This is a genomic window from Nonlabens ulvanivorans (assembly GCF_000732625.1).
Classification (GTDB): domain Bacteria; phylum Bacteroidota; class Bacteroidia; order Flavobacteriales; family Flavobacteriaceae; genus Nonlabens; species Nonlabens ulvanivorans.
On record NZ_JPJI01000023.1, the window covers coordinates 282849 to 307237 of the forward strand.

A 24389-nucleotide genomic window follows, 5' to 3' on the forward strand; every position below is an offset into this window, starting at 1 on the left:
TCATGAAAATAGCCATAATAGGAACTGGTAATTTAGGCCGCTCCATCGCAAAGGGATTGATTCATAATAATGCAATAACGACATTGTATTTAACTAAAAGGAATCTAGAAGATCTAGAGTTTTTTCAAGATTATTCTGGCGTGTTTTTGACTGCAGATAATGAAGAAGCAATCAAGAAATCTGACATTATCATATTTGCGGTGCAGCCAGCACATTTTACTGATATTCTAGAAACAACTAAAGATTTATTTAATGAGAACCATGTGTTGATATCGACGATAACTGGTTTTACGGTAGATAAAATAGAGGCAATTGTAGGTTCACATCAGCATGTGATTAGGGCAATGCCTAATACAGCGATCGCGGTTGGTAAATCGATGACCTGTCTGTGTCATAATGAAAAAGGGACTCTTAGAATAAAAGTAGCTCAGGCTATTTTTAATCGTTTGGGAACCACCCTAGTTATTCCAGAAACACAAATGCAAGCTGCAACCGTGGTATGTGCTAGTGGAATAGCTTTCTGGATGCGATTAATAAGAGCGAGTACACAAGCCGCTATTCAGTTAGGTTTTGACGCTAGCGAGGCACAATTATTAGCAATGCATACTGCCGAAGGTGCTGCAAGTTTATTAATAACAACAGGCAACCACCCAGAACAAGAGATCGATAAAGTTACCACGCCCAAAGGTTGCACCATAGAAGGTTTAAACGAGATGGAACATAAAGGATTGAGCAGTTCGCTTATTCAAGGAATGATAGCTTCTTTTCAAAAAATTAATACGATTAAAGAAAAACAGATATGAGTTTATTTGATGTTTATCCACTTTTTGATGTGACGCCCGTGCGTGCACAAGATGTTTATGTTTATGATCATAATGATGTCGAGTATCTAGATTTATATGGTGGTCATGCTGTTATTTCTATAGGTCATTCTCATCCAGAATACGTAAATAATATAAGTGAGCAAGTTTCTAAGATAGGCTTTTACAGTAATGCGGTTCAAAACCCATTGCAAGAAGCGCTTGCTCATCAATTAGTTGACTTTTCTGGTTGTAAAGATTACCAACTATTCATGTGCAATTCTGGTGCAGAGGCAAATGAAAACGCATTAAAACTAGCCTCTTTTTATAATGGAAAGCATAAAGTAATCGCTTTTAAAAATGGTTTTCATGGTCGTACATCTGCAGCGGTGGCGGCTACAGATAATGCAAAAATTATCGCACCATTAAATGCACAACAAGAAGTAGAAATTATTGAATTAGGAGATCTGGAAGCTGTAGAAAAAGCACTAGATAAGAATAACGTTTGTGCGGTGATTGTAGAATGTATTCAAGGAGTAGGTGGTCTAGATGAAGATACTACTGTATTTTATCAAGGTTTGCAAGCTTTATGTCGTCAGTACAATACTTCTTTTATTGCAGATGAGGTGCAATCTGGTTTTGGTAGAACTGGTGATTTTTTTGCATTTCAAAAACATGGACTAGAACCAGATATTATTTCAATGGCAAAAGGTATGGGAAATGGGTTTCCTGTAGGTGGTATTTTGATCCATCCACAAATTAAGGCTTCTTATGGATTGCTGGGTACTACTTTTGGCGGTAATCATCTAGCATGCACCGCAGTTTCTACGGTGCTAGATGTTATAGAAAAGGAGCAATTAATGGATAATGCAAAAGCAGTATCTGCTCACTTTTTAAAAAGAGCTCAAGAATTACCACAGGTTAAAAATGTAAAAGGACGCGGATTAATGTTAGGACTAGAATTTGATTTTCCTATTACGACAATAAGAAAGAACATTCTGTTTAATCATCACATTTTTACTGGTAGTGCAAAGAATCCTAACGTGATAAGAATTTTGCCGCCATTAACGATTAAAGAATCTCATATCGATTTATTCTTTGACGCTTTAAAAGCCGAATTATGAAAAAATACACTGAACTTAAAGATATAAAAGACCTCTCTCAAATAGTTGAAGAGGCAATTGCACTCAAGCAAGCACCATTTGAATTTAAACATCTAGGTAAGAACAAAACTCTAGTAATGTTGTTTTTTAATGCGAGTTTAAGAACACGATTAAGCACAGAAAAAGCAGCAAAGAATCTAGGGTTAGAAGTGCAAATATTAAATGTGAATGATTCTTGGAAACTAGAATTTGATGATGGAACGGTGATGAATGCAGACACTTCTGAACATGTAAAAGAAGCTGCTCAGGTCATCTCTCAATATGCAGATGTGATTGCGGTAAGAGCTTTTCCTTCTTTAGTTGATAAAGAAAAGGATGCTCAAGAAATAGTCCTAAATAGTTTTATAAAATATGCGTCTGTACCTATTGTAAATATGGAAAGTGCAACAGCTCATCCTTTACAAGCTCTTGCAGATGTTATTACTCTGGAAGAATTGAAAACCAAGAAAAAGCCCAAAGTCGTTATTTCTTGGGCGCCACATCCCAAAGCCTTGCCGCAAGCAGTGGCAAACTCATTTATTGAAGTGATGCAAATGGCAAACGTAGATTTTACGATTACGCATCCGCAGGGATATGAATTATCTGATGCGATTGTAAAAGATACACCGGTGATTTATGATCAGGAAAAAGCTTTGAAAGAAGCCGACTTTGTCTATGTGAAAAACTGGAGCAGTTATACTGATTATGGTAAGGTTTTAAGTCAAGACGCTAGCTGGATGATGACTCAGGAAAAATTAGGTAATGCAAAATTTATGCACTGTCTTCCTGTAAGAAGAAATGTTGTGGTAGAAGATGCTGTGCTAGTTAGTGAGAACTCTATCGTCATCCACCAGGCTAATAATAGAACCTATGCAGCTCAAGTAGTTTTAAAAAATATTTTAGAAAACATAGAATAATGGAACAGCTTAAAGTTATAAAAATAGGTGGACACATTATCAATGACCAGCAAGCACTAGATGATTTTTTAACCACATTTACTGCGATAAAAGGGCTGAAAGTTCTTATTCATGGAGGTGGAAAAGTAGCTACAGAATTAGCTCAAAAAATGAATCTTGAAGTAACAATGATCGATGGCCGTCGCATCACTGATTCAGAAACACTAGACATTGCTACTATGGTTTATGCTGGTAAAGTAAATAAAACCATTGTAGCAAAGTTACAAGCTAAGAAGTGTAATGCTATAGGATTTACAGGAGCTGATGGGAATACTATTTTGTCTAAAAAACGAGATGTAGAAGAGGTAGATTTTGGTTATGTTGGAGATGTTGTAAAGGTAGATACAGAGATTGTTGAGGTGTTGCTTTCGCGAAAGCGTACTCCAGTATTTTGCGCCATAACGCACGACGGACATGGTCAATTATTAAATACAAATGCAGATACTCTTGCGGCTGAACTCGCTATAGCACTAGCCAAAAACTATGAAACAGAACTGTATTACTGTTTTGAGAAAAAAGGAGTTTTGCAGAATATCACAGATGAAGATTCTGTAATTAAGAATATCAATTTAGAAAATTATCAAGATTTAAAATCTCAAGGGATTATTGCCGACGGAATGCTGCCTAAAATGCAAAATTGTTTTCATGCTATTCAAAATGGCGTGCAAAAAGTATGTGTAGGATTGCCAGATATGCTTCAAAATTCAAACAGTTTATTCACAACAATATCGAACTAATGAAACATCAAGATTTAAAAAAAGAGGCTCTAGAATTGTTGAAAAAAATGATTGAAACACAATCGTTTTCTAGTGAAGAAGAAGGAACTGCTCTACTGATAGAATCATGGTTTAATAATCATGAAATTCCATTTAAAAGAGACCATCATAATATATGGGCGACTAATAAATATTTTGAAAAAGGGAAACCTACGTTATTATTAAACTCACATCACGATACGGTACAACCTAATAAAGCCTACACAAAAGATCCATTTAGAGCAATAGTTGAAGATGGTAAGTTATACGGTCTAGGCAGTAATGATGCTGGTGGTTGTCTGGTTTCCTTAATAGCTACGTTTACTCATTTTTATAAGCAAAAAGATCTAAAATATAACCTTGTCATAGTCGCTAGCGCCGAAGAGGAAAGTAGCGGCCCAAATGGTTTAAATAGTATGCTAGATATCATACCACATATAGATGTTGCTATTGTAGGCGAGCCTACTTTAATGAATCTAGCAGTCGCTGAAAAAGGATTGGTCGTTTTTGATGCTAAAATAAAAGGGACGCCAGGACACGCGGCTCACCCCAATGATAATAATTCGATTTACAATTCTATAGAAGTTTTAAAATGGTTTCAAGATTTTAAGTTTGACAAATCATCTGAGGCATTAGGTGATGTAAAAATGACGGTAACGCAAATTAAAGCTGGCGTGCAACATAATGCTGTGCCGTCAGAGGTAGAACTGGTCATTGATGTAAGAGTCAATGATAAATACAGCAATCAAGAGATCGCAGAAATGCTGAAAGAACAGTCGCCTTGTGATGAAATTATTGCACGAGGTTTGCGATTAAATTCTTCTTCTATTCCTGTAGAACATGAGTTGGTGCAAGCAGGAATAGCGATGGGAAGAACCACTTATGGATCACCTACTTTATCAGATCAGGCGTGTTTAAGTTGTCCTTCTTTAAAATTAGGTCCTGGCGATAGCACACGATCTCACAGCGCTGATGAGTTTATTTATCTAGAAGAGATTGAAGAAGGCATCGATATATACATCAATTTATTAACGAGTATTTTTTAAAGATAGAATTATGAAACTTTGGGATAAAGGAATTGCGATAGATAAAAAAATGGAACAGTTTACAGTAGGTAATGATCGCGAGATTGATCTACATATTGCTCCTTATGATGTAATAGCATCTCGTGCACATGCTAGAATGCTAGCAAAGATTAATATCATTTCTAGCGAAGAGTTAAAACAATTAGAATCTGGACTGGATGCGATTGCATTACAAATAGAAGAAGGCACTTTTATTATTGATGATCAGTTTGAAGATGTACATTCTAAAATTGAGCACGAACTGACTTTACAACTGGGCGAAGTAGGGAAGAAGATTCACTCGGCTAGATCTAGAAATGATCAAGTTCTAGTGGCGTTACAATTGTATTACAAAGAGGCACTGGGACAAACGAGAACTAGTATAAAGACATTGTTTGATACATTATTAGATTTAGCCGAGTTACATAAGGATCAATTGTTACCAGGTTACACTCATTTACAGGTGGCGATGCCATCATCATTTGGTTTGTGGTTCTCGTCTTATGCAGAGTTGCTGGTGGATGATGTATATGTTCTAGACGCTACGATGCGTATTGTAGATCAAAATCCGTTAGGAAGTGCTGCAGGTTATGGAAGTTCTTTTCCTATCGATAGAGAATTCACTACTCAAGAAATGGGTTTTGCAGCGTTAAAGTATAATGTAGTTGCTGCACAACTCACTAGAGGTAAAAATGAACGAAGTATAGCTGCTTCTTTATCAAACGTGGCAAATACACTTTCTAGATTTGCGATGGACATCTGTTTGTATATGAGTCAGAATTTTGGGTTTATAAGTTTTCCAGATGAGTTAACGACAGGTAGTAGCATCATGCCGCATAAAAAGAATCCAGATGTCTTTGAATTGATACGTGGTAAGTGCAATAAAATACAAGCTTTACAAACTGAAATGTTATTGATAACAAACAATTTACCTAGTGGTTATCACAGAGATTTTCAATTGCTCAAAGAGAATGTGATCGCTTCTTTTGTAGAATTAAATGACATTCTAGAAATCTTTAATTACTCTATAAAGAAAATTATAGTAAAGGAAATTGACCTTAGTGATGAGAAATATCAATATCTATTTACTGTAGATAATATCAGTAATCTAGTGGTAGATGGAGCATCTTTCAGAGAAGCGTATAAAACGATAGGTGAGCAGGTTGAGAATGGAACGTATGTTCCAGATACATCAAAGCACCATACTCATATAGGTAGTATTCATAACTTATCATTGAGTCATATTAGAGAAAAGTTCCCTATAGAGTGATTTATTTGTTAATTTAATTCATAAAAAATAATGTAAACAAGCTTTTTTTGTGAATCCATTATAATTAAGTCGTTAAATAGTGCTAAAGTCATTTATTTTATTACAATTCGTTAATATCTTTAAAATAAAAACTATGAAAAAGTTCTTTAAAGTATTGACCGTCGCGCAGCTCGCTTTTCAAGCTTACAACTACTATATGGAACATAAGCGCAATAAAGAGGTCAAAGAGATGAAACGCCAACTAAACGAATCACTAACTAAATAAAATTAACCACTATGGAAACTACAAGAGAAGAAGCTCACAGAAAATCACATGATGCCACTGTAAATGCATTAAATGCTTTACTTGAGAAAAATTATGATGCAGAACAAGGCTATAAAAATGCACTCACTGATGTGAAGAGTGATAATTTGAAAACTTATTTTATGCGACAAGCAGCACATCGTAGTCAATATGCAAATGAATTAGACGCATCATTAAGACTTTTAAATGCTACACCAGTAGAAAAAGGAAGTGCCACAGCAGCAGCACATCGCACGTGGATGGATTTCAAGACAGCATTTACTGGTAAAAATGATGAAGCTATTTTAGAAGAATGCATACGCGGAGATAAAGCTGCCGTTCAAGAATACAAGGATGTATTAGAAAACCAAGATTATTTGCACGAGTATAAGGACGTAGTCCGCAATCAATTAAGTGGAATAGAAAATACACTACAAACGATAAAAGGATTAGAAGATATAGTAGATTAATAATATTTTCAGATTAAATCAAAAAGCCAGTAATATGATTACTGGCTTTTTGATTTTTAATGAAATCATGCTATTCCAATAAATGAGTATTAACAAAATGATTGGACCATTTTTCAGTCTCTGTACTAAAGCATTCAAGAATCGCATCTACACCATAAACTGATCCTTTAGCATTTCTACCTAGTACTGCTATATCTATTGTAGATTCTGTCTCAGTAAGAGCGCATCCATTTTCATTTGTTTTAATTCCAAGTTCTTTATGAAAAGGTTCAAGATAGTTGCTAGAGAACAAGCTATTGATTAATGGATCGTTGATTTTTTTAACGTTTGGACTGGCCAATACACCATTTACCATGGCATGCACCTTCTTTTCAGTAGATTTATTTTTCAATATCCACCCATTTTTATCTTCTATAATCGTCGGGTTAGAGGCTAAACCGAAATCTAGTATACCACACTCTGATAAAGCGATTAATTGTAAAACTCGTTCTACTGGTGGACCATAGGAGTAACGTTTAGTAAACTCATCGATCTTTATGAACTCGCTTTGTAAATCTGGTGGCAAATTAGAATGAGTGAAAATGGAATAAAGTGTTGGTTGTAGCTGTCTCCATACTTGGCCTATGGTATAATCTAGTGTAAATGGTTGATCGCCACAAGCCATTAAACAAGCTTGTTTTAAATAATCAACCGAACTTAACTCTTTATCCAGCCATATAGAGCTATCCACCTTTTTACCCATCAGCCAGTCGAGTATTAGAGAATGAATATCTTTATTTGAATCATCATACTCCAATCGTTCATAAATTATCTGAATAATATCTGCAATAGGAGCTAGTATATTCTCAATTTTGAGATGCTGCGGACTTTCTTGCAATGTTTGCAATTTCTTTTTTAAATTATCTATAACTTCTTTTTCAACATTAAAGTGTTGATCTACTTTTTTTCCTAAAGGTTTTGGAATTACAGGTAGCCCATCTAACGAGAACGGATATATCTTTAAATCTGACTTAGAATGGTGTTCATAAGATAAAAAAGGTTCTTGATTTAAAGTTTTAAACTCACCGTTTAATCGTGCAATACATAAATGAACTATATCTATCATGCTTAATCCCATTCCTTTGATAGCAACGTGATGTAATTGGTTATACTGGTTATAAGCCTTTTTTGAATAAGGATTGTGAATAAAAAAAACGTCGCTGAATTGGTTAGCATGATGACTAAATTCTTCGTCTTGTTTGGATTTTTCTTCAGGTAAATGGCCAGTGGTTAATAGGGTATGTTGTACATGTATTGATTGGTGTTGATCGTTTTCAAAATCGATTTCAGTAATTTGATTTACAATTTTTAAACTTGTTGCTCTAGCATTAATAAGCGTTACAACGTCTTGTTTAATCAAAGGGTCAATTATAGTTCTAGCCCGTTGATGCAAGTAATGTCCCATGACATTCCGCTTAAAATAGGTGTCTTTGTTATCATCTAGTTCATGATTGTAATTATCGCGCACCCAGTCAATAAAAGAAGGAAAAGCAATGATAAGATATCCATCTCCGTTTATTGTTTCACGTTCAGGAAGCTCAACGAGGTCTCTGTCAGAAATGTTTATAGTATTTGCATCAGGTTGATGGATACTCCAGGCGCTACCGCAACCTATCTCTGTTTGGGATTCTATTAAAGCTACTTTAGGAATGATTTTATGACGCTTTCGCGAAAGCGTTACAAATAAACTCTCAAGTGCATATAATCCTCTCGGGCCTAAACCTACAATGGCTAGTGAATACATAGTTGAAATTTAAAGACACAAGATAGAATTTCAAAATAGGTTATATCCTAAGGTTTGATTAATTCTTAAAAAATTAAGAATTAAGATTTAAATTACGAGAAAAGTAATTTTTGTCCAAATAATTTAAATAATTTATTATTTTTATAATTGTCTATTTTGGATTTTTTAAAACCACTTACATGGAGAGCAATTATTATACTATATGTTATTTTAGTGATGAGACTACTTCTTTAAATAAGAACGATATGGAAGCGCTTTTTAATCAGAGTAGTAGCTTTAACAATGCAAATAATATTTATGGTATTTTTTTACATATTGCAGGTAAATATCTTCAAATATTAGAAGGTAATAAAGCAGTGATTGATCCATTATATGCTAGGATTGTAGAGGATAGTAGACATAAAAATATCTACGAGGTTTTTAATAAAAAAACAGATAATCTCATTTTCAAAAATTATAACAGCAAATTCAGTATAGTTAAAACTACTGACGATCTTGATGACATCAATAATTATCTAGAATCCAATAGGTATGACAGTCGATGTGATAAATTGTCTAGATTGCTAGCTCCTTTTTTAATGTTTAGAGAAGCTTAAAGCGGCTATCAATTATACTATTGATAGCCGCCATAATATGAAAGGTCTTTATTTACTAAATTTTAAAGCTCATCACTGGTAGTTTTGAGTGATTTGCGACATCTTCAGATATACTTCCTTTAAAGAAGTGTGAGATTCCTTTTCTAGCATGCGTGCTTACGGCCACACAATCAGATTTTACATCATGTGCATATTCAAATAGGCCATCTTCAACAGTATAACCAGCTATAAATTCTACCTGATCTGTCCCGCCAGCTTTTGCAAACTCGCGAGTTAATTCCTTAAATTCTCTTGTACTTATAAAATTATGATGTGGTCTGTTCACATAAACCAATTGGATAGAGCTGCCCAAAGTATCAAAAATATCTAATGCCTTTTTATAAGCTGCAACGCTTTGTGCACTTAGGTCTGTGGCTAGAACTACATTTTTAAGATCAAAATTTTTGGGGTCGGACTTAACAGTTAATACTGGTGTATTACTATTTCTCACCATTTTTTCTGCATTAGAACCTGCAAAAATCCCTTCATGTGCCATTAATCCATGTGAACCCATTATGATAAGATCTGCATTTACTTTTTGCGCTAGGGCATCTACTTCTTTGTAAACTTTATGATGTTTTATTAGGGCCTCAACTTTTACATCTTCTAGAAAATCTTTATCCAGAAAAGGCTCAAATTTCTTTTTTGTAAGAGCCAGTAAAAACATCATCTCATTCTTGTTTTCATTTGCCGAGTATGATATCAAAGAATCAGACAATTCCAACATGTGAAGTACATGCAAGGTAGCATTATGCTTTTTGGCTATGATGGCACCTGTCTTTAAAGCATATTCTGAATGCGTTGAGAAGTCTACTGGTATGATGATATTTTTCATGTGATAAAGTTTGTTTAAAGTTACTGCTTTCCACTGTTTTACAGTATTTCTTCTAGCTGACTTTTATCATAGTTTATATATTTGATCTTTTATAAAGTAAAAGGATGATCGATTGTAGTTCATCGATTTTATAGTAGCTAGCCAGACATGTAGGTACTCTTGCAAACGTTGAAGTAATATTAGAAATTTATTTTAAATCTATATACAAAGAGTAAGCTTTAAATAATAAACCATCTCTAAAAGAGATGGTTTATGGTGAGCGTTGGGGAAAGAATTCGAACTTTTTGAAGGAAGATGTGGAGTGGATTATTTCAACATATCTATAGAAGCAATAGTTCTAAACCCTAAATGATCACTTCCAGAATCTTTACTAGTACTCATTCTAGCGCTGATACGAAAACTAGCGCAATAACTCGAATGACATAAATAAGAACCACCTTTCATAATCATTTCGATTTGGTAAGGGCTTTGAGGATTAAAATATGTTGACGCACCAGTTGGGTTTATTATAGGCTTAGTGGTATCTAATTGTTTATAATAATCATGATTATACAAGTCAGTTGTCCACTCCCAAACGTTACCAGCCATTTCATAAAAACCTAAATCATTAGGAGGAAAAGACTTAATCGGAGCAATATATTTAAAACCATCTACACCAGTGTTAGTAGTAGGGAAGGTTCCTTCCCATGTATTAGTTTGAGAGCTAAGTTGTGAGATATCATTTCCCCATGTGAAGATTTTATCAGCTTCTTTTCCCTGTGCAGCACTTTCCCATTGTGCCTCAGTAGGAAGTTTGCGATTTGCCCATTTGCAATAAGCAATAGCATCTTCATAAGCTACATGTACTACGGGATAATCCTCTTTTCCTACTATAGAGCTGCCTGGTCCATCCGGTTGTTTCCAGTTAGCGCCTATTTTCCATGTCCACCACTGGCCATAATTGTTCATGTTTACGACTGCTTCTACATCTTTATTGAAAACTAGTGAACCTGGTTGTAAAACAGAATCTGGAGGTTTAGGTGTTCCTTCTGGTAATTCTTTTTTCATTTCTTCCCAATCTATTGGTCGTTCAGCTACGGTTACATAATTAGTGGCCTCGATAAATTTTTCAAATTGAGCATTGGTCACTTCTGTTGCATCCATAAAAAAACCATCTACTAGCACGTTGTGACCAGGTTTTTCACGAGGCATTGCCATAGGGTCATTAGGTTTTGCACCTTGGATAAACACTTTTCCTGGAACCCATATCATTCCTTCTGGTGCTGTAATACCTTCAGGTGGTGTTATGAGTAACGCTATGTTTTGTGAAGTACCATCCTTATGACTCGGTTTTGAATTACAAGAATTTAGTAACATAACGCATATAATTACAGTACTTATTTTTATGGTTTTAATTATCATTTTGTAGGTCAATGTTGTTTTCAAATGTATACTAGCAAGATAGTTATTAATAGAATAATTGTAAAGAATGAAGCGATCTAGATTCTATAATATTAGTAATATAAGTAAGTGCCATATATACTGGCATTGCTCATACCGTCCTTAGCGGCATTAGTTCCATTTCTACAACTGGTGATGCCTTTTTACCTAAAAGATTTACAGAGATTGTTTTTTTAGTGTGATGTTTTAAACTTAAAGAATAATTACAAGTCTTAATTGTATTATTTTTAAGACTATGGAAAAAAGCGATCTAAAACATCTGTATTGGCGGCTGGGTTTTGGTATCAGTCCAGCCCAACTTGAGGAGTATAAGCAACTGTCTCGCGAGAAAGTTGTTGATCTCGCTTTTGCTAAAGCACAATCTCTACAGTCCTTATCTATAGATTTGTCACCATTTGAAATCTTGCGAGAAAAAGGCGTTAGACAAAAAATGACCACTGATGCCTTTAGGAGTTTGAGGCAAAAAGGTAGACAGATGACACGCGATCTTAATTATATGTGGTTACAGCAATTGTCTTTACCAGAGGCTGGATTACGTGAAAAAATGACACTTTTCTGGACTAATGTTTTTGTATGTCGTGATAATATGGTGTGGAATACACTATGGTATAACAATATGCTACGCGAGCACGCTTTAGGTAATTTAAGAGACTTTTTAAAAGCTATGGCGCGACAGCCAGCAATGCTTAATTATCTAAATACCAATAAGAATGTAAAAAGCAGTCCCAATGAGAATTTTGTACGTGAACTAATGGAACTGTTTACACTTGGTATAGGAAATTATACAGAAAAAGATGTTCAAGAAGGCGCACGTGCATTTACTGGTTGGTCTTCAAACAGGCAAGCTCAATTTATAATACGTGATCGGCAACATGATGATGGAGAAAAAACCTTTTTAGGTAAAACAGGCAATTGGAATGGCGATGATATCATTGATATAATTCTAGAGCAAAAAGCTTGTGCTAGATTTATTTGTAAGAAGATCTATAGATACTTTGTGAATCCGCAGGCGGATGAGGTACGGCTTCAAGAGCTTACAGATTTTTTTTATCTACATTATGATATCGAGAAATTGATGCGCTATATTTTTAATTCAGATTGGTTTTATGATGCGCAACATAAAGGTGTTAAAATTAAATCGCCTATAGAATTACTGGCAGGTATTCAAAAAGTGGTGCCTACTGTTTTTAATAAAGAAAAGCAGTTGTTTTACTTACAGAAAATGATGGGACAAGTATTATTTTATCCACCAAATGTTGCAGGCTGGAAAGGCGATCGCAGCTGGATAGATGCAAATACACTCGTTTTACGTATGAATCTAGCCAGTACGATGCTTAATAATATGCAAATAGAATTTCAAGAACAGGCGGCATTTGAAGATGATTTTGAAGATTTTTATAGAGCAAAGAAAAAGCGTAAAACCCATCTTAAAGTTACCGTAAACTGGGAATTATTTGAACAAAACTATAGAAATCAAACAGTACAAGAATTAAAAGACATCCTTATAGCCACAACTCTAGATGTGGATACCGCTAGATTTATAGATGAATTACCTGCAACAGATAAGCGCAATCGCTGTGTTCAATTAATGAGTTTACCAGAATATCAAATGTGTTAATTATGCAACGTAGAGACTTTTTAAAGCGCAGTGCGCTAGCCAGTAGTGCGATTATGATTCCCAGTTTTATGCGTGCGTTTGAAAACGCGCCAGCTAGTATTTCTGGTTTTAAAAAACTGGTAGTGATACAACTTTCTGGTGGTAATGATGGGTTGAATACCATCGTGCCTTATCGCAATGATATTTATTATAGTAGTAGACCACAAATCGCTATTCCTGAAAATAAGATTCTTAAAGCTACAGATGATTTAGGGTTTAATAAGCATCTCGCACCATTAAAAGAACTTTATGATAAAGGCTATTTAAGTATCATTAACAATGTAGGATATCCTAATCCTAATCGATCCCATTTCCGTTCTACAGATATATGGCATAGTGCTAGTGATGCAACACAATATTTAGAAAGTGGCTGGCTGGGTAGATATATAGAAAAAGTAGGTACGCAATCGCATTTAGGGATAGAAGTAGATGAGAACTTATCGATGATATTAAAAGGTGAAAATCGTAACGGTATTGCCACACAAAATGCGGCACTGTTTCGTCGTAATATGGAACAACCATTTTTTAGTGAAGTATTACATCAAAAAACAGATACTCATTTAAGTGAACACAATTTAGGATATCTATATAAAACCATGCTGGCTGCAAAAAGTAGTGCTAGATACTTGCATGAGAAAACGCGCGTTTATGAGAGTAAACAGGAATATCCTAATAATCCATTTGCGAAACAATTGAAAACTACCGCCCAGTTCATTAATTCTGGAGTAGAAACACAGGTGTATTACGTTTCTATGGGTGGTTTTGATACCCATGTGAATCAGCAAAACAGTCAAGGGAAATTGCTCGCAACCTACAGCAATGCGATGTCTAGCTTTATAAAAGATTTAGAAAAGAACGATACCTTTAAGGACACGCTGGTGATGACATTTTCAGAATTTGGTCGTCGTGTGGCACAAAATGCTTCTAATGGAACTGATCACGGTACGGCAAATCAGGTTTACATTATGGGTGGAAATTTAAAAAAGGCTGGTTTTTATAATCCAGCGGCAAACCTGTCTCAACTAGATGATAATGGTGATATGAAATTTGAAATTGATTTTCGTACGGTATATGCTACTATTCTAGATCGATGGATGGACGTGGATGATGCTACTGTACTGAATAAAGAGTTCAGTAAATTAGATTTTGTTTAAGCCTGATTGCTTTGAATTACGCTTTCGCGAAAGCGAACTCCTAATCATTCACAGGTAACTAAATACGACCTGATCAAAAACGTTAAAAAGATTTAATGAAGCAGTGCTGAGATAACGAGTTGTTAAAAACAAAAAAGCTCTACAAATAGGATATATTTATAGAGTTTTTTTTAGTCTAACTCCTTAGAGTTAATTAGTTCAATACGATTAATTTAAGAGCCTTTTTTTTGTATCACCTTACTAAAGACTAAGAACAAAACACCGCTTAATAGCCATGCTGGTAAAGTTACAAACGAAAGAAACACATCAAATTGTACTGAGATAAAGTAAAACAGCCCAAAGCTTATCGCCCAAGCAAAAAGAACGGCATTGTTGACTTTGATACCTGCGATTTCTGCGTAGTTCTTTGTAATGCCAAACTTATCTGCAAAGAAATGCTCAAATACAATCACAGCACCCACAGGAGCTAGAATAAAGCCGTACAGCGCCACAAAACCAAGCAATTTCATAGCAAATGCCGGGAATAAACCTGCTATGGTAGCAATGGTACCAGCGATAATGGTTACCCAGAATGTAGAAACTTTAGGAATAATAGCCTGGAAAGCGAGTCCCGCTCTATAAATTGTAGGGTTTGCGGTTGTCCATCCTGCCAGAACAACAGCTATAATACCAAAAATACCTATCGCATTATTTGCTAATGGACCAGGTGCCACTGGTGGAGCTTCTCCATTGTTTAAGAAGCTTAATGCTTCAGGAGTTTTTAAATATACCGCGTAAAGAAGTGCAGCTGCGATCCATGCCATATAGTGCCCTACATACATTCCTGCTGCGGTGGTCCATCCTGCACTGGCTTTCTTTGCAAAACGAAATACTGATAAATCAGACATCCCTACATGCATGGCGCCATTTGCAAACCATGACCATATCACTACGTGCCAAAAGGTAAACTTAATCTGACCAGGAAATGGTTCTGATCCTTCTCCCCAAATATTCCAGAAGTCTGAAAAGCTGGTAACCTCTAATTGTGTTAATGCAACAACTCCACATGCAACAAATGCTAGAACAATAACAGGAGACATCCAGTTTGCCGCTTTAGAAACCGTATCATAACCTTTTGATGCAATTAAGGAAATTACTGCTCCTATTGCAATAACGATGATGATCCAAGTAACTCCATTAGGCATGGTGTCAGAAAGTTTAGGCATTTCCATATCAAATGGAATACCTACTGCCGTAGCCGATACAGTAATCATGGATCCCGCTAAGAAGCAGAATAAAATACCATTAGCAAGGTTATAAGCGGTTACTAGTTTTTTACCACATATTTTTTCTAATTGAAAGTATAATGTCAATCTGTTTTTAACTGCAATTTCTGCGGTTAAAAAACGCCAGCTTAAAACAGCTAATAAATTTCCAAATAGCAGACCTACAATTAGATCAAAGGCGCTTACACCAGCCGTAAGAAATAGTGGTCCTATCATAAATTCAGTTCCTGCGGCATGCTCGCCAGCATACATTCCTAGAAAACTTTTCCATCCTTTTAATTTGGATTTCGGTACTGGTTCTCTTTCAAACTCACCACCGGCTATTTCTTCTATTTGATCTGATTCTATGTTTACTTGACTCATTAGTAGATTAGTATTAGTTTATTTAATCAAGTGATTTGGGAAATCCTCTACGCGCTCGCAGCAAATTTGCTCCATCACCTGTTGTAATTCTGTTTTTAATAAGGATATTGTGTGGTCACCACCTTTATTTCCTAAAGCGGCAACTCCATACATAAAAGATCGTCCCATGAAAGTGAACTTTGCACCAGAAGCAAGTGCTCTTGCCACGTCTGGACCAGAACGTATGCCGCTATCCATCATCACCTCAATTTGATCACCGTATTTCTCAGCAATAGAGGTAAGAGGTTTGATGGAAGATTCTCCGGCGTCTAGTTGTCTTCCTCCATGATTGGAAACAATAATACCGTCTAAACCTAATCGAATGGCTTGCTCTGCATCATAATGTGATGCAACTCCTTTAAGAACGATTTTCCCTTTCCACATATCGCGAATAGGTTTAATTTTCTCTTCATTCAATCTCCCAGAAAAAGTTTGATCCATGAACTTGCCTAGTTGTTTGAGATCTAAATTTTTAGGCATGTAAGGCAATAGATTAGCAAAACTAGGAATCCCATGTTTGAGTGTCTCTATACTCCAGTGTGGTCTACCTAAAGCCTGTAGGACATTACTCAAGTTCATTTTAGGAGGCATGGCGAGTCCATTTCTAATATCTCTAGGTCTAAATCCAAAACTGGGTACGTCACAAAGAATAACTAGAACAGGACATTCTGCAGCTTCGGCCCTTTTGATAATGTCATCTCTCAATCGGTCTTCGGTAGGATGGTACAGTTGAAACCATGCTTTTCCTTCAGTAAGTTCTGCAGCTCTTTCTATACTGGTTGTGGTAACTGTACTAAGAATGAAAGGAATGTTGTGTTTAAAGGCAGCTTTAGCAAGAATTTCTGGTGAGTTAGGCCACATTAAACCTTGCAAACCTATAGGAGAAATGCCAAATGGTGCATCATACTCAATACCAAATAACTTAGTTTTTAAAGAGGATCCACCGTGATTTCTTAAATAATTAGGCTTTAATTGTACTTCTCTTAATTCAGAAGTGTTTCTGTGAAGATTTACATCTTCATTACAGCCACCATCTAGATATTCAAAAGCAAATTTAGGAATCTTCTTTTTAGCCTTGTTTCTTAAATCATCTATGGAAGGATATTTAGTATTTATGTTTAATGCCATAGTTTTATTTAATTATAAAGGGTACATGTTTTTTAAGAGAGTAGTTCTTTTTCAAAAATTTAGAATTCAATTTTCTGTCAGAAATAGCAACTGCTGCACCTAGTGCTGATCCTAATGAGGCTTTTGTAGTGCGTAATTTCATATCTCTGAGGTAGTGGGATAATAATTTAATATAGAGATCATTGTCTGAGAACCCTCCATCTACGTATAGTCGGTCTATTTGTTGTTCTTTAGAGATTCTCTCAATGTTTTCTACTTGTAATGAGACTAATTCAATCATCATATGATGATATGCATGCTCAAATTTATCATACTGATAGGATGTTTTTGCTGGCATGTTTTCATGTGAAAAGGACTTCCAGGCAAAACTATGTTTGAACTCTTTAGAAATTTCAGCATATAGTTGATGGTCAAATTGTACTGTTTTGTGATAATCCTTTTCAACATTAAACTTTTTTGATAGTTCTTTTACTTGTAGATTATATTCATTACCTAAGAATAATCGAGATGACTTAACTGCTTTTCCATTAATTCTCATGTAATTGATACAACTGTTTTTTGTCTCGTCTTCAGTTAGTAATTTTTTAGAAAAGGGATTTAAAGAAATAGACCAAGTGCCTGTGGATACTAGAATGAAGGGTTTTTTAATACTTCTTACATAAGGCAGTAGGGCAGAGGAGCTATCGTGAATTCCCACACCTATTTTAATACGTTTACCATTATAATTCATGTTAATACTAGTCTCAGTAGAAACTATAGGTGGTAAAATTTCATGAATATTTTCTTCGTAGACCCATTGATGATAATCTTTAGTCTCATAGTTCCACAGAGATGTGTGACAACCTATACTGGTATATTCACTTAAAGCAATTCCCGTGAAAATATAACTAAGGTACTGAGGTAAATGTAGTGAATATTTAATTTTTTTAAATACTTCTGGTTTTTGATGTTTTAACCAGTAAAGTTGCATACCAGAATTAAGCAAACCAGAGCGTGGAGAACCCGTTTTAGTAGCAAAGGTTAACTCTGGACCGTATTTTTCATAAAATTTTTCCTCAACTTGTGGATCTATTTCTTTAGTATAGTTATAAAGTGGTGTCAGTACCTCGCCATTTTCATCTAGATGTACAAAGCTAGCGCCGTATGTTGAAAAATTGATGGCTTTAACGGTATATTCTTCATTTTCTAAAATGCGATGAAACAAATCTTTCAACCATTTTTGTAACGCTGCTAGATCTTCAGTAGGGTGCCCATCTTCATCTTTAACAGTTTCAAAACGAGAATACTCTCGATGTACTTCTTTAAAGTCATTATCAAATAGAAAGAATTTTTTATTGGTCTTACCTATGTCAAATACAGCAGTTACTTTTTGCTTCATGGCTACTAGTTTACAGTCCTGTTGCTAAGGTGTTCTTACCTCTTTCTTTAATTAATAGATCTCGTACAGATAACGATCTATAACTATTAATAGGGCTAATTGCTCCACCTGTTTGTAATCGTGCTTCAGCTAGTAATGGTCTTACGTCAGTTCTATAGGCTTCTTGTAAAAGCTCTTGACATTTAACAACGTCGTTGTCTAATTGCGCGTTTTTTAATGCTGTTTGATCTACTAATAATGCTTTTGCATAAGCTTCTTGAATAGCTTCTAAGGATTGTATTAAATCTTCTAGTGGATCCTTAATATTATGACTTGCATCGATCATCCAGGCAAGATCTGGATTTTGAGGATTGTTTTCCATACCGTAAACTAACTCATTAAAAATTAAGAATAGCGCATATGGCTTAATACTTCCCACGGTAAGGTCATCATCGCCATATTTACTATCGTTAAAGTGAAAACCTCCAAGTTTTCCTTTTAATTGCAGAATGGCTACTATTTGCTCTATATTAGTATTAGGTAAATGGTGTCCTAAATCTACTAAGGTATATGCCTTGTCACCACAACCATTTGCGAGCATCAATGATGCACCCCAATCTTGAATAACAGTACTGTAAAAGTTAGGTTCATAAGGTTTGTATTCTATTAAGAGATTCCAATCTTTAGGTAAGCCTTTATAAATCTCGATTAAGCTATCTTGAGTGTATTGAAATGCAGTTTGGAAATTATTTTGACCAGGGAAACTTGAACCATCTGCTAACCATACGGTTAATGCCTTAGATCCTAGTTCATTACCTATTTTAATAACATCTAAGTTGTGTTGTATCGCCTGATCTCTTACAGCTTTACTCGTATTGCTTAATGAACCGAACTTGTAACTCTCTTTTGCATTTGTTTGATCCTGGAATGTATTTGAGTTAACAGCATCAAATTTAATGTTTAAATGATCAGCTTTTTCTTTTATAGCTTGGTAGTCTGATGGAATATCCCAAGGAATATGTAATGAAACCGCTCCAGCGGTTTGTGTTAGACTATGAAGTATTCCTATATCATCGATTTTCTGTTCTAATGAGGAAGGTTCGCCATAGAAAGAAAAACGTCCAAAACGTGTTCCTCCTGCTCCTAATGCCCAGCTAGGAATTGCTACTTGAAAATCTGATAATTGCTTTAAAATCAGTTCTAAATTATGACCTTTTTTTGTTAAAGCATCTGCAAGATGATTATAGCTGTTATAATGAGCGTCAAGATGTTTTTTATTATCGTCTTGAATATGTTGCTTAGTTAAGTTCATTAAATTGATATTTTAATGAAAAACTTCCATAAGTTAAAATAGTACTTTATGGAAGAATTCCTGTATAATAATAGTATTTCAGTATTTGGTATAGCACGCTTTCGCGAAAGCGGAATAATTATCCAGCTCTAATGCTACGAGAGTCTTTGGATTGTAAACCGTAAGGTTAATTTACGGTAGTTTAGATTATCTCACAAAGGCGTTTGCCATACCACCATCTACATTGATGATATTACCTGTAGATTTATCTAGGATTCCTACCAAAGAAAATACACCATTTGCGATATCTTCTGGTCTGATGATCTCATTTAATAAATTACGTTTTGCATAAAAAGCAGGCAGTTCTTCTACGGTTATCCCGTTTGCTTTTGCACGACCTTCTGCCCAGGCACCTTCCCAGATTTTACTACCTACGATTACACCATCTGGATTCACCGTATTTACTCTGATTTTATCTTTACCTAGTTCTGCAGCGAGCAAACGCACCATGTGCTGTTGAGCAGCTTTGGCGGTTCCATAAGCCACATTATTAGGTCCCGCTACAAGTCCATTTTTACTAGCGATAGAGATATAATCTCCACCTAGTCCTTGCTTGCGCATGATTTCTACAGATTGTTGAGCAAGTTCAAACTGACCTTTTACTAGGATGTCTTGTAAAATATTCCAGTCTTTGTCTGTTGTGTTTTCTAATGATTTTGAGATTGCTAGACCTGCACTGTGTACAATAATGTCTACTCCTCCAAATTCTAAACATGCTTTCTTATAAGCAGAAGCTATAGATTTTGTATCTGTGACATCACAAACAGCATAAGTAGAAACATCTCTTTTATAAGTCGCGTTTGCAGTAACTAGGCTTTCTTCATTAATATCTGTAAGTACTACGTTTGCACCTTCGGCAGCTAGTTTATCTGCAATTGCTTTACCTATTCCACCACCTGCACCAGTAATTAGGGCTACTTTTCTAGAAAGTGGCAACTCTTTAGGCATTCTTTGTAACTTAGCTTCTTCTAGTAACCAGTATTCTATATCAAAAGCTTCTTGACGTGGTAATGAAGTGTATGAAGTAATAGCTTCTGCACCGCGCATTACGTTAATCGCATTGATATAAAATTCATTTGCTACTCGAGTAGTTTGCTTGTTTTTTGCAAAACTGAACATTCCTACTCCTGGATAAATGATAATCACAGGATTTGCATCTCTTATCGCTGGACTATTGTCTCGTTTACAAGTGTTATAGTAATCTACATATTCCTGACGGTAAGCTTCAAAAGCTGGTTCTAATTTTGCTTTAATAGCATCAGTGTCAGATAGATCTTCATTTTTATCTAGTGATAATACTAGTGGCTGTATTTTTGTACGTAAGAAATGATCAGGACATGATGTTCCCATAGGAGCTAGTCGCTCTAGATCATTACTATTAATGTATTCCATCACTACGTCTGTATCAGAGAAGTGACCTATCATTCTGTTTTCTGAAGAGCAAAGTCCTCTAAGAAGAGGCATTAACTGTGCTGCTTTCTCTTTACGCTCTGCTGGTGGAAGACTTTCTACTTTTTGTCCGCCAAAAACAACTCCGTTTTCTTTTATTTTCTTCTCAATATATTCTGAAGCCATTTCAATAACTTCTAAACTATTGATATATGATTCATAAGAAGTGTCTCCCCATGTAAATAAACCATGACTTCCTAGAACGATTCCTCTTATTCCAGGATTATCTGCTAGGCATTTCTCTAGTTGTAGTCCTAGGTCAAAACCTGGTTTTTGCCATGGTACCCATCCCATAGTATCTCCCCAAATTTCTTTGGTTACTTTCTCACTATCTTCTGCAGCAGCTACCGCAATAAGTGCATCTGGATGTAAGTGATCTATATGTGCAAATGGAAGTAAACCATGTAAAGGTGTATCAATAGAAGGTGCTTTACTGTCTAGATCAAAAATACAATGGTTAAATAAACCTACCATTCTATCCTCATCATGTAAACCTTGATATACTTGTTTAAGATCACGTAATCTACTTGTGTACAGACCAGCAATTCCTGCTCTGTTAAGTGTTCCTATGTCACCACCAGAACCTTTTACCCACATTACTTCTACATCCTCATTAGTCAGTGGATCTTTTTCAATGGTTTTACAGCTGGTATTACCACCACCATAGTTAGTAATTCTTAAATCTGCTCCTAATATATTAGAACGGTATAAGAATAAAGCCACCTGATCATCACCAAGTGAATCTGCTTTTTTCTGATCCCATAAATAATCTACGTACTTAAAAGTTTTTGCGCTAGTTGACATAAAAGAAATAAATTTTTAAACGAATTTAAATCAACAAGATAATTTTGCTATCCTGTGCTGTGCGGTTATGGATAACTTTTTACATAGTTGTTATGTTTAATAGATTCTATATCCGATACTTGAATTTATAATATTTATGGTAATTAAAGTATTTGTGTATTAGTTTACTATTTTTGTTAGGATTTCCTAAAAAGCCTAAGTCATTTTATGTTTAAATTTATTAATATCGATGAGGATTCAAGGATCCCCAAATATCAACAAATTGTAAATTCCATTATTTCCAATATTGAGGCAGGAAACCTAGTTATTGATCAAAGAATACCTTCTATTAATAAATTTAGTGAAGAATTTTATCTATCCCGAGATACCGTCGAGAAAGCATACGGTATACTGAAGGAACGTAATATAATCACTGCCATAAGAGGTAAAGGATACTATATCAATAGAACAAAATTAATTTCAAAAACGAATATTTTGTTTTTTATTAATAAATTAAGTTCTTACAAGTTAAGAATTTATAATTCCTTTATTAATAGTATCGGTCACAATAGCCACACTGACCTAGTGATATATCATTGTGATGAAACATTGTTTTTAAATTTATTAGAAAAGCATCAATCATCTTATGATTATTATATTATCATGCCGCATTTCAAGACGGAAGATCTAAAACATTCTAGTTATACTCAAGACGTAATTACGGCGCTTAAAAAATTGCCTAAAGAAAAGCTAGTAATACTGGATAATAAAAAGTCAACCATTAAAGGTTTGGATATTGAAATATATCAAGATTTTGAAAATGATATCTATAATGCTTTAAAAGAAGGATTTGTTAAGATTAAGGAATATAAAAAAGTTATATTGTTTTATCCTGAGAAAGCAGTATATCCTTATCCAAGAAGAATTTTACATGGATTTAGAAAGTTTTGTGTAGAATTTGATCTCGATTTTGAAATTCTTAATGAAGTGATCGATGATATGATTATCAAGAAGGGTGATTTATTTATAACTATTGAAGAGGCAGATTTAGTAAGTTTAGTAAAGCAAGCCAAAGAAGATGAATTTGTTTTAGGAAAGGAGATAGGTATTATTTCTTATAACGATACGCCACTCAAGGATTTATTAGGTATTACAGTTGTATCTACAGATTTTAAAATAATGGGTGAAACTGCAGCTGATATGATTTTAAATAATAAAAAAGGAAGTTTTAAAGTACCTTTTAATTTAATTGAAAGAGATTCTCTTTAGATTTTCTATAAGTATGCATTTGCAAGCTTGATGGACTATCTACAAGAATTTCATTAGGAAGTTTAGTAAGTTTTCCAGTTTCAACATCACGACTAAAAACAACAATATTACCCGAGAACTGATTAGCTACTAATAAGAAGTTACCACAAGGCGACAACGTAAAGTTTCTCGGATGTTTACCATAAGTAGGTTCATGCCCTACTAAACGTAGCTTTCCTGTAAGCATATCAATAGAAAAGATGGAAATACTATCTTCTTCTGGACCTCTATTTGACACATACAAGAATTTACCATCTAGTGAAATATGAATATCTGCGGCTCTATAAATCTCTTGTAGTTTCTGGTAAGATGAATAATCTTCCATAAATTCTAAGTCCCCATTATGATAGTTAAAAGCTGTTATTTTTCCACTTAATTCCGAAATGCTATACCCAAATTTACCATTGGGATGAAATGTAAAATGACGTGGTCCACTGCCTGATTTCATGACTACATCACTAGTATTGTGAAGAATAGAATCTTGATCTTTAACATCTAAACGGAAGGTTCTAATTTTATCTGCACCTAGGTCATGAGCAAATAAATAGTTGTTATCTGGAGAGAAGTTAGCAGAATGAATATGAGAAGCTTCTTGACGACTTTTAATAACACTACTGTCCTTAAATCTTAAAACTTGGCTATAAGGATTAAGACTTCCATCCTTATTAATTTCTAAAAGACTCAAACTGCCATCAGAATATTGAGAACTCGCTAAAAAAGTACCTGTCTTATCTATTTCAATATGAGCTGGATTTAAACCTCCACAATCTTTAACATTAACTAAATCTATTTTTCCTTGTTTAACATCTACAGTAAAGGATGCTATTTTTCCATTATAAGACATCTGACTATCCATTACAGAATAGAGATGCTCACCATCTTCTGATAATTTTAAAAACGAGGTATTGGTAACACTATCTAAAACATATTTTAAGGTGCTTTCTCCTGTGTCGTTGTTAAACTCGTAGACATGAATACCTTTACCTGGTTTTTTATCCGTAAAGCTGCCCACAAAAAGTATTGTGCTTTCTTTTTTTGACTCACAACTATGGATTAAGAATGTAAGAATAACTAGAAATGAAAATTTAGTTAGCTTATTCAT

At 34.8% G+C, this 24389-nt stretch carries 20 protein-coding genes; 11 read left to right on the forward strand and 9 right to left on the reverse strand.

Translation table 11 applies throughout. The features are described 5' to 3' along the window. Positions 1-2 precede the first annotated feature (2 nt). From proC to IL45_RS03690, 7 genes are all read left to right on the forward strand, one after another. The gene (proC, locus tag IL45_RS03655; RefSeq protein WP_036580433.1) at positions 3-803 is read left to right on the forward strand and encodes a pyrroline-5-carboxylate reductase; all 801 of its coding nucleotides are present in this window, start codon (positions 3-5) and stop codon (positions 801-803) included. Next, positions 800-1924: an aspartate aminotransferase family protein gene (locus tag IL45_RS03660; protein ID WP_036580435.1), complete on the forward strand. Its 1125-nt coding sequence runs from the start codon at positions 800-802 to the stop codon at positions 1922-1924. The genes proC and IL45_RS03660 overlap by 4 nt, the downstream gene beginning before the upstream one ends. Continuing rightward, positions 1921-2859: a Rossmann-fold NAD(P)-binding domain-containing protein gene (locus IL45_RS03665; protein ID WP_036580438.1), complete on the forward strand. Its 939-nt coding sequence runs from the start codon at positions 1921-1923 to the stop codon at positions 2857-2859. The genes IL45_RS03660 and IL45_RS03665 overlap by 4 nt, the downstream gene beginning before the upstream one ends. Beyond that, a complete protein-coding gene (gene argB / locus IL45_RS03670) occupies positions 2859-3635 on the forward strand; it encodes an acetylglutamate kinase (RefSeq protein ID WP_036580440.1) in 777 nt (258 codons plus the stop codon). Before IL45_RS03665 ends, argB begins: the two co-directional genes overlap by 1 nt. Then, positions 3635-4699 carry a M20 family metallo-hydrolase gene (locus tag IL45_RS03675; protein WP_036580443.1) on the forward strand — a complete coding sequence of 355 codons (1065 nt, stop codon included), beginning with the start codon at positions 3635-3637 and terminating at the stop codon, positions 4697-4699. Before argB ends, IL45_RS03675 begins: the two co-directional genes overlap by 1 nt. Positions 4700-4709: 10 nt before the next feature. Next, positions 4710-5987: an argininosuccinate lyase gene (gene argH, locus IL45_RS03680; RefSeq protein WP_036580445.1), complete on the forward strand. Its 1278-nt coding sequence runs from the start codon at positions 4710-4712 to the stop codon at positions 5985-5987. A gap of 276 nt (positions 5988-6263) precedes the next feature. Further along, positions 6264-6740 (forward strand): ferritin-like domain-containing protein, encoded by a 477-nt coding sequence (locus IL45_RS03690; protein WP_036580449.1) that lies wholly within the window; start codon positions 6264-6266, stop codon positions 6738-6740. A gap of 70 nt (positions 6741-6810) precedes the next feature. Here IL45_RS03690 and IL45_RS03695 read toward each other — a convergent pair whose 3' ends face one another. Continuing rightward, on the reverse strand, positions 6811-8523 hold the full coding sequence (locus IL45_RS03695; RefSeq protein WP_036580452.1) for an FAD/NAD(P)-binding protein: 1713 nt from the start codon (positions 8521-8523) through the stop codon (positions 6811-6813). Positions 8524-8702: 179 nt separating this feature from the next. Here IL45_RS03695 and IL45_RS03700 point away from each other — a divergent pair, with 179 nt between their 5' ends. Continuing rightward, on the forward strand, positions 8703-9119 hold the full coding sequence (locus IL45_RS03700) for a BLUF domain-containing protein (protein ID WP_036580455.1): 417 nt from the start codon (positions 8703-8705) through the stop codon (positions 9117-9119). 55 nt (positions 9120-9174) lie between these two features. Here the strand turns inward: IL45_RS03700 and IL45_RS03705 are convergent, their stop codons facing one another. Both IL45_RS03705 and IL45_RS03710 read right to left on the reverse strand, forming a co-directional pair. Further along, entirely contained in the window at positions 9175-9993 is an 819-nt protein-coding gene (locus tag IL45_RS03705; RefSeq protein ID WP_036580456.1) for a universal stress protein, read from the reverse strand. A 306-nt stretch (positions 9994-10299) separates the two neighbouring features. After that, the gene (locus IL45_RS03710; protein ID WP_235183316.1) at positions 10300-11349 is read right to left on the reverse strand and encodes a formylglycine-generating enzyme family protein; all 1050 of its coding nucleotides are present in this window, start codon (positions 11347-11349) and stop codon (positions 10300-10302) included. Positions 11350-11668: 319 nt separating this feature from the next. Between IL45_RS03710 and IL45_RS03715 the strand changes: the two genes are divergently transcribed. Continuing rightward, positions 11669-13051, forward strand: a complete 1383-nt coding sequence (locus IL45_RS03715) for a DUF1800 domain-containing protein (RefSeq protein ID WP_036580459.1) — start codon at positions 11669-11671, stop codon at positions 13049-13051. Positions 13052-13053: 2 nt separating this feature from the next. Then, positions 13054-14244: a DUF1501 domain-containing protein gene (locus tag IL45_RS03720; RefSeq protein WP_036580461.1), complete on the forward strand. Its 1191-nt coding sequence runs from the start codon at positions 13054-13056 to the stop codon at positions 14242-14244. Positions 14245-14456: 212 nt separating this feature from the next. On the opposite strand, the gene IL45_RS03725 is transcribed toward IL45_RS03720, so the two are convergent. The 5 genes from IL45_RS03725 to IL45_RS03745 all read right to left on the reverse strand — a co-directional run bounded on the left by IL45_RS03725 (position 14457) and on the right by IL45_RS03745 (position 22000). Beyond that, positions 14457-15872 carry a purine-cytosine permease family protein gene (locus tag IL45_RS03725; protein WP_036580462.1) on the reverse strand — a complete coding sequence of 472 codons (1416 nt, stop codon included), beginning with the start codon at positions 15870-15872 and terminating at the stop codon, positions 14457-14459. Between the two features lie 18 nt (positions 15873-15890). Next, positions 15891-17039, reverse strand: a complete 1149-nt coding sequence (locus IL45_RS03730; RefSeq protein ID WP_036580464.1) for an alpha-hydroxy acid oxidase — start codon at positions 17037-17039, stop codon at positions 15891-15893. A 4-nt stretch (positions 17040-17043) separates the two neighbouring features. Further along, positions 17044-18417, reverse strand: coding sequence for an FGGY-family carbohydrate kinase (locus IL45_RS03735; protein WP_036580466.1), 1374 nt, complete (start codon positions 18415-18417; stop codon positions 17044-17046). 10 nt (positions 18418-18427) lie between these two features. Next, the gene (locus tag IL45_RS03740; protein WP_036580467.1) at positions 18428-19708 is read right to left on the reverse strand and encodes a sugar isomerase; all 1281 of its coding nucleotides are present in this window, start codon (positions 19706-19708) and stop codon (positions 18428-18430) included. A 186-nt stretch (positions 19709-19894) separates the two neighbouring features. Beyond that, a complete protein-coding gene (locus IL45_RS03745; RefSeq protein WP_036580470.1) occupies positions 19895-22000 on the reverse strand; it encodes a bifunctional rhamnulose-1-phosphate aldolase/short-chain dehydrogenase in 2106 nt (701 codons plus the stop codon). A gap of 207 nt (positions 22001-22207) precedes the next feature. On the opposite strand from IL45_RS03745, the gene IL45_RS03750 reads away from it, so the two are divergent. Continuing rightward, positions 22208-23248: a GntR family transcriptional regulator gene (locus IL45_RS03750; RefSeq protein ID WP_036580472.1), complete on the forward strand. Its 1041-nt coding sequence runs from the start codon at positions 22208-22210 to the stop codon at positions 23246-23248. Here IL45_RS03750 and IL45_RS03755 read toward each other — a convergent pair. Then, positions 23220-24389 (reverse strand): lactonase family protein, encoded by a 1170-nt coding sequence (locus IL45_RS03755; protein WP_051788627.1) that lies wholly within the window; start codon positions 24387-24389, stop codon positions 23220-23222. The genes IL45_RS03750 and IL45_RS03755 overlap by 29 nt on opposite strands.

What these genes read in the sequence shown, in the direction of transcription:
- proC (WP_036580433.1), top strand. Translation starts at nt 3, where the DNA reads ATGAAAATAGCCATAATAGGAACTGGTAATTTAGGCCGCTCCATCGCA.
- IL45_RS03660 (WP_036580435.1), top strand. Translation starts at nt 800, where the DNA reads ATGAGTTTATTTGATGTTTATCCACTTTTTGATGTGACGCCCGTGCGT.
- IL45_RS03665 (WP_036580438.1), top strand. Translation starts at nt 1,921, where the DNA reads ATGAAAAAATACACTGAACTTAAAGATATAAAAGACCTCTCTCAAATA.
- argB (WP_036580440.1), top strand. Translation starts at nt 2,859, where the DNA reads ATGGAACAGCTTAAAGTTATAAAAATAGGTGGACACATTATCAATGAC.
- IL45_RS03675 (WP_036580443.1), top strand. Translation starts at nt 3,635, where the DNA reads ATGAAACATCAAGATTTAAAAAAAGAGGCTCTAGAATTGTTGAAAAAA.
- argH (WP_036580445.1), top strand. Translation starts at nt 4,710, where the DNA reads ATGAAACTTTGGGATAAAGGAATTGCGATAGATAAAAAAATGGAACAG.
- IL45_RS03690 (WP_036580449.1), top strand. Translation starts at nt 6,264, where the DNA reads ATGGAAACTACAAGAGAAGAAGCTCACAGAAAATCACATGATGCCACT.
- IL45_RS03695 (WP_036580452.1), bottom strand. Translation starts at nt 8,523, where the DNA reads ATGTATTCACTAGCCATTGTAGGTTTAGGCCCGAGAGGATTATATGCA.
- IL45_RS03700 (WP_036580455.1), top strand. Translation starts at nt 8,703, where the DNA reads ATGGAGAGCAATTATTATACTATATGTTATTTTAGTGATGAGACTACT.
- IL45_RS03705 (WP_036580456.1), bottom strand. Translation starts at nt 9,993, where the DNA reads ATGAAAAATATCATCATACCAGTAGACTTCTCAACGCATTCAGAATAT.
- IL45_RS03710 (WP_235183316.1), bottom strand. Translation starts at nt 11,349, where the DNA reads ATGTTACTAAATTCTTGTAATTCAAAACCGAGTCATAAGGATGGTACT.
- IL45_RS03715 (WP_036580459.1), top strand. Translation starts at nt 11,669, where the DNA reads ATGGAAAAAAGCGATCTAAAACATCTGTATTGGCGGCTGGGTTTTGGT.
- IL45_RS03720 (WP_036580461.1), top strand. Translation starts at nt 13,054, where the DNA reads ATGCAACGTAGAGACTTTTTAAAGCGCAGTGCGCTAGCCAGTAGTGCG.
- IL45_RS03725 (WP_036580462.1), bottom strand. Translation starts at nt 15,872, where the DNA reads ATGAGTCAAGTAAACATAGAATCAGATCAAATAGAAGAAATAGCCGGT.
- IL45_RS03730 (WP_036580464.1), bottom strand. Translation starts at nt 17,039, where the DNA reads ATGGCATTAAACATAAATACTAAATATCCTTCCATAGATGATTTAAGA.
- IL45_RS03735 (WP_036580466.1), bottom strand. Translation starts at nt 18,417, where the DNA reads ATGAAGCAAAAAGTAACTGCTGTATTTGACATAGGTAAGACCAATAAA.
- IL45_RS03740 (WP_036580467.1), bottom strand. Translation starts at nt 19,708, where the DNA reads ATGAACTTAACTAAGCAACATATTCAAGACGATAATAAAAAACATCTT.
- IL45_RS03745 (WP_036580470.1), bottom strand. Translation starts at nt 22,000, where the DNA reads ATGTCAACTAGCGCAAAAACTTTTAAGTACGTAGATTATTTATGGGAT.
- IL45_RS03750 (WP_036580472.1), top strand. Translation starts at nt 22,208, where the DNA reads ATGTTTAAATTTATTAATATCGATGAGGATTCAAGGATCCCCAAATAT.
- IL45_RS03755 (WP_051788627.1), bottom strand. Translation starts at nt 24,389, where the DNA reads ATGAATAAGCTAACTAAATTTTCATTTCTAGTTATTCTTACATTCTTA.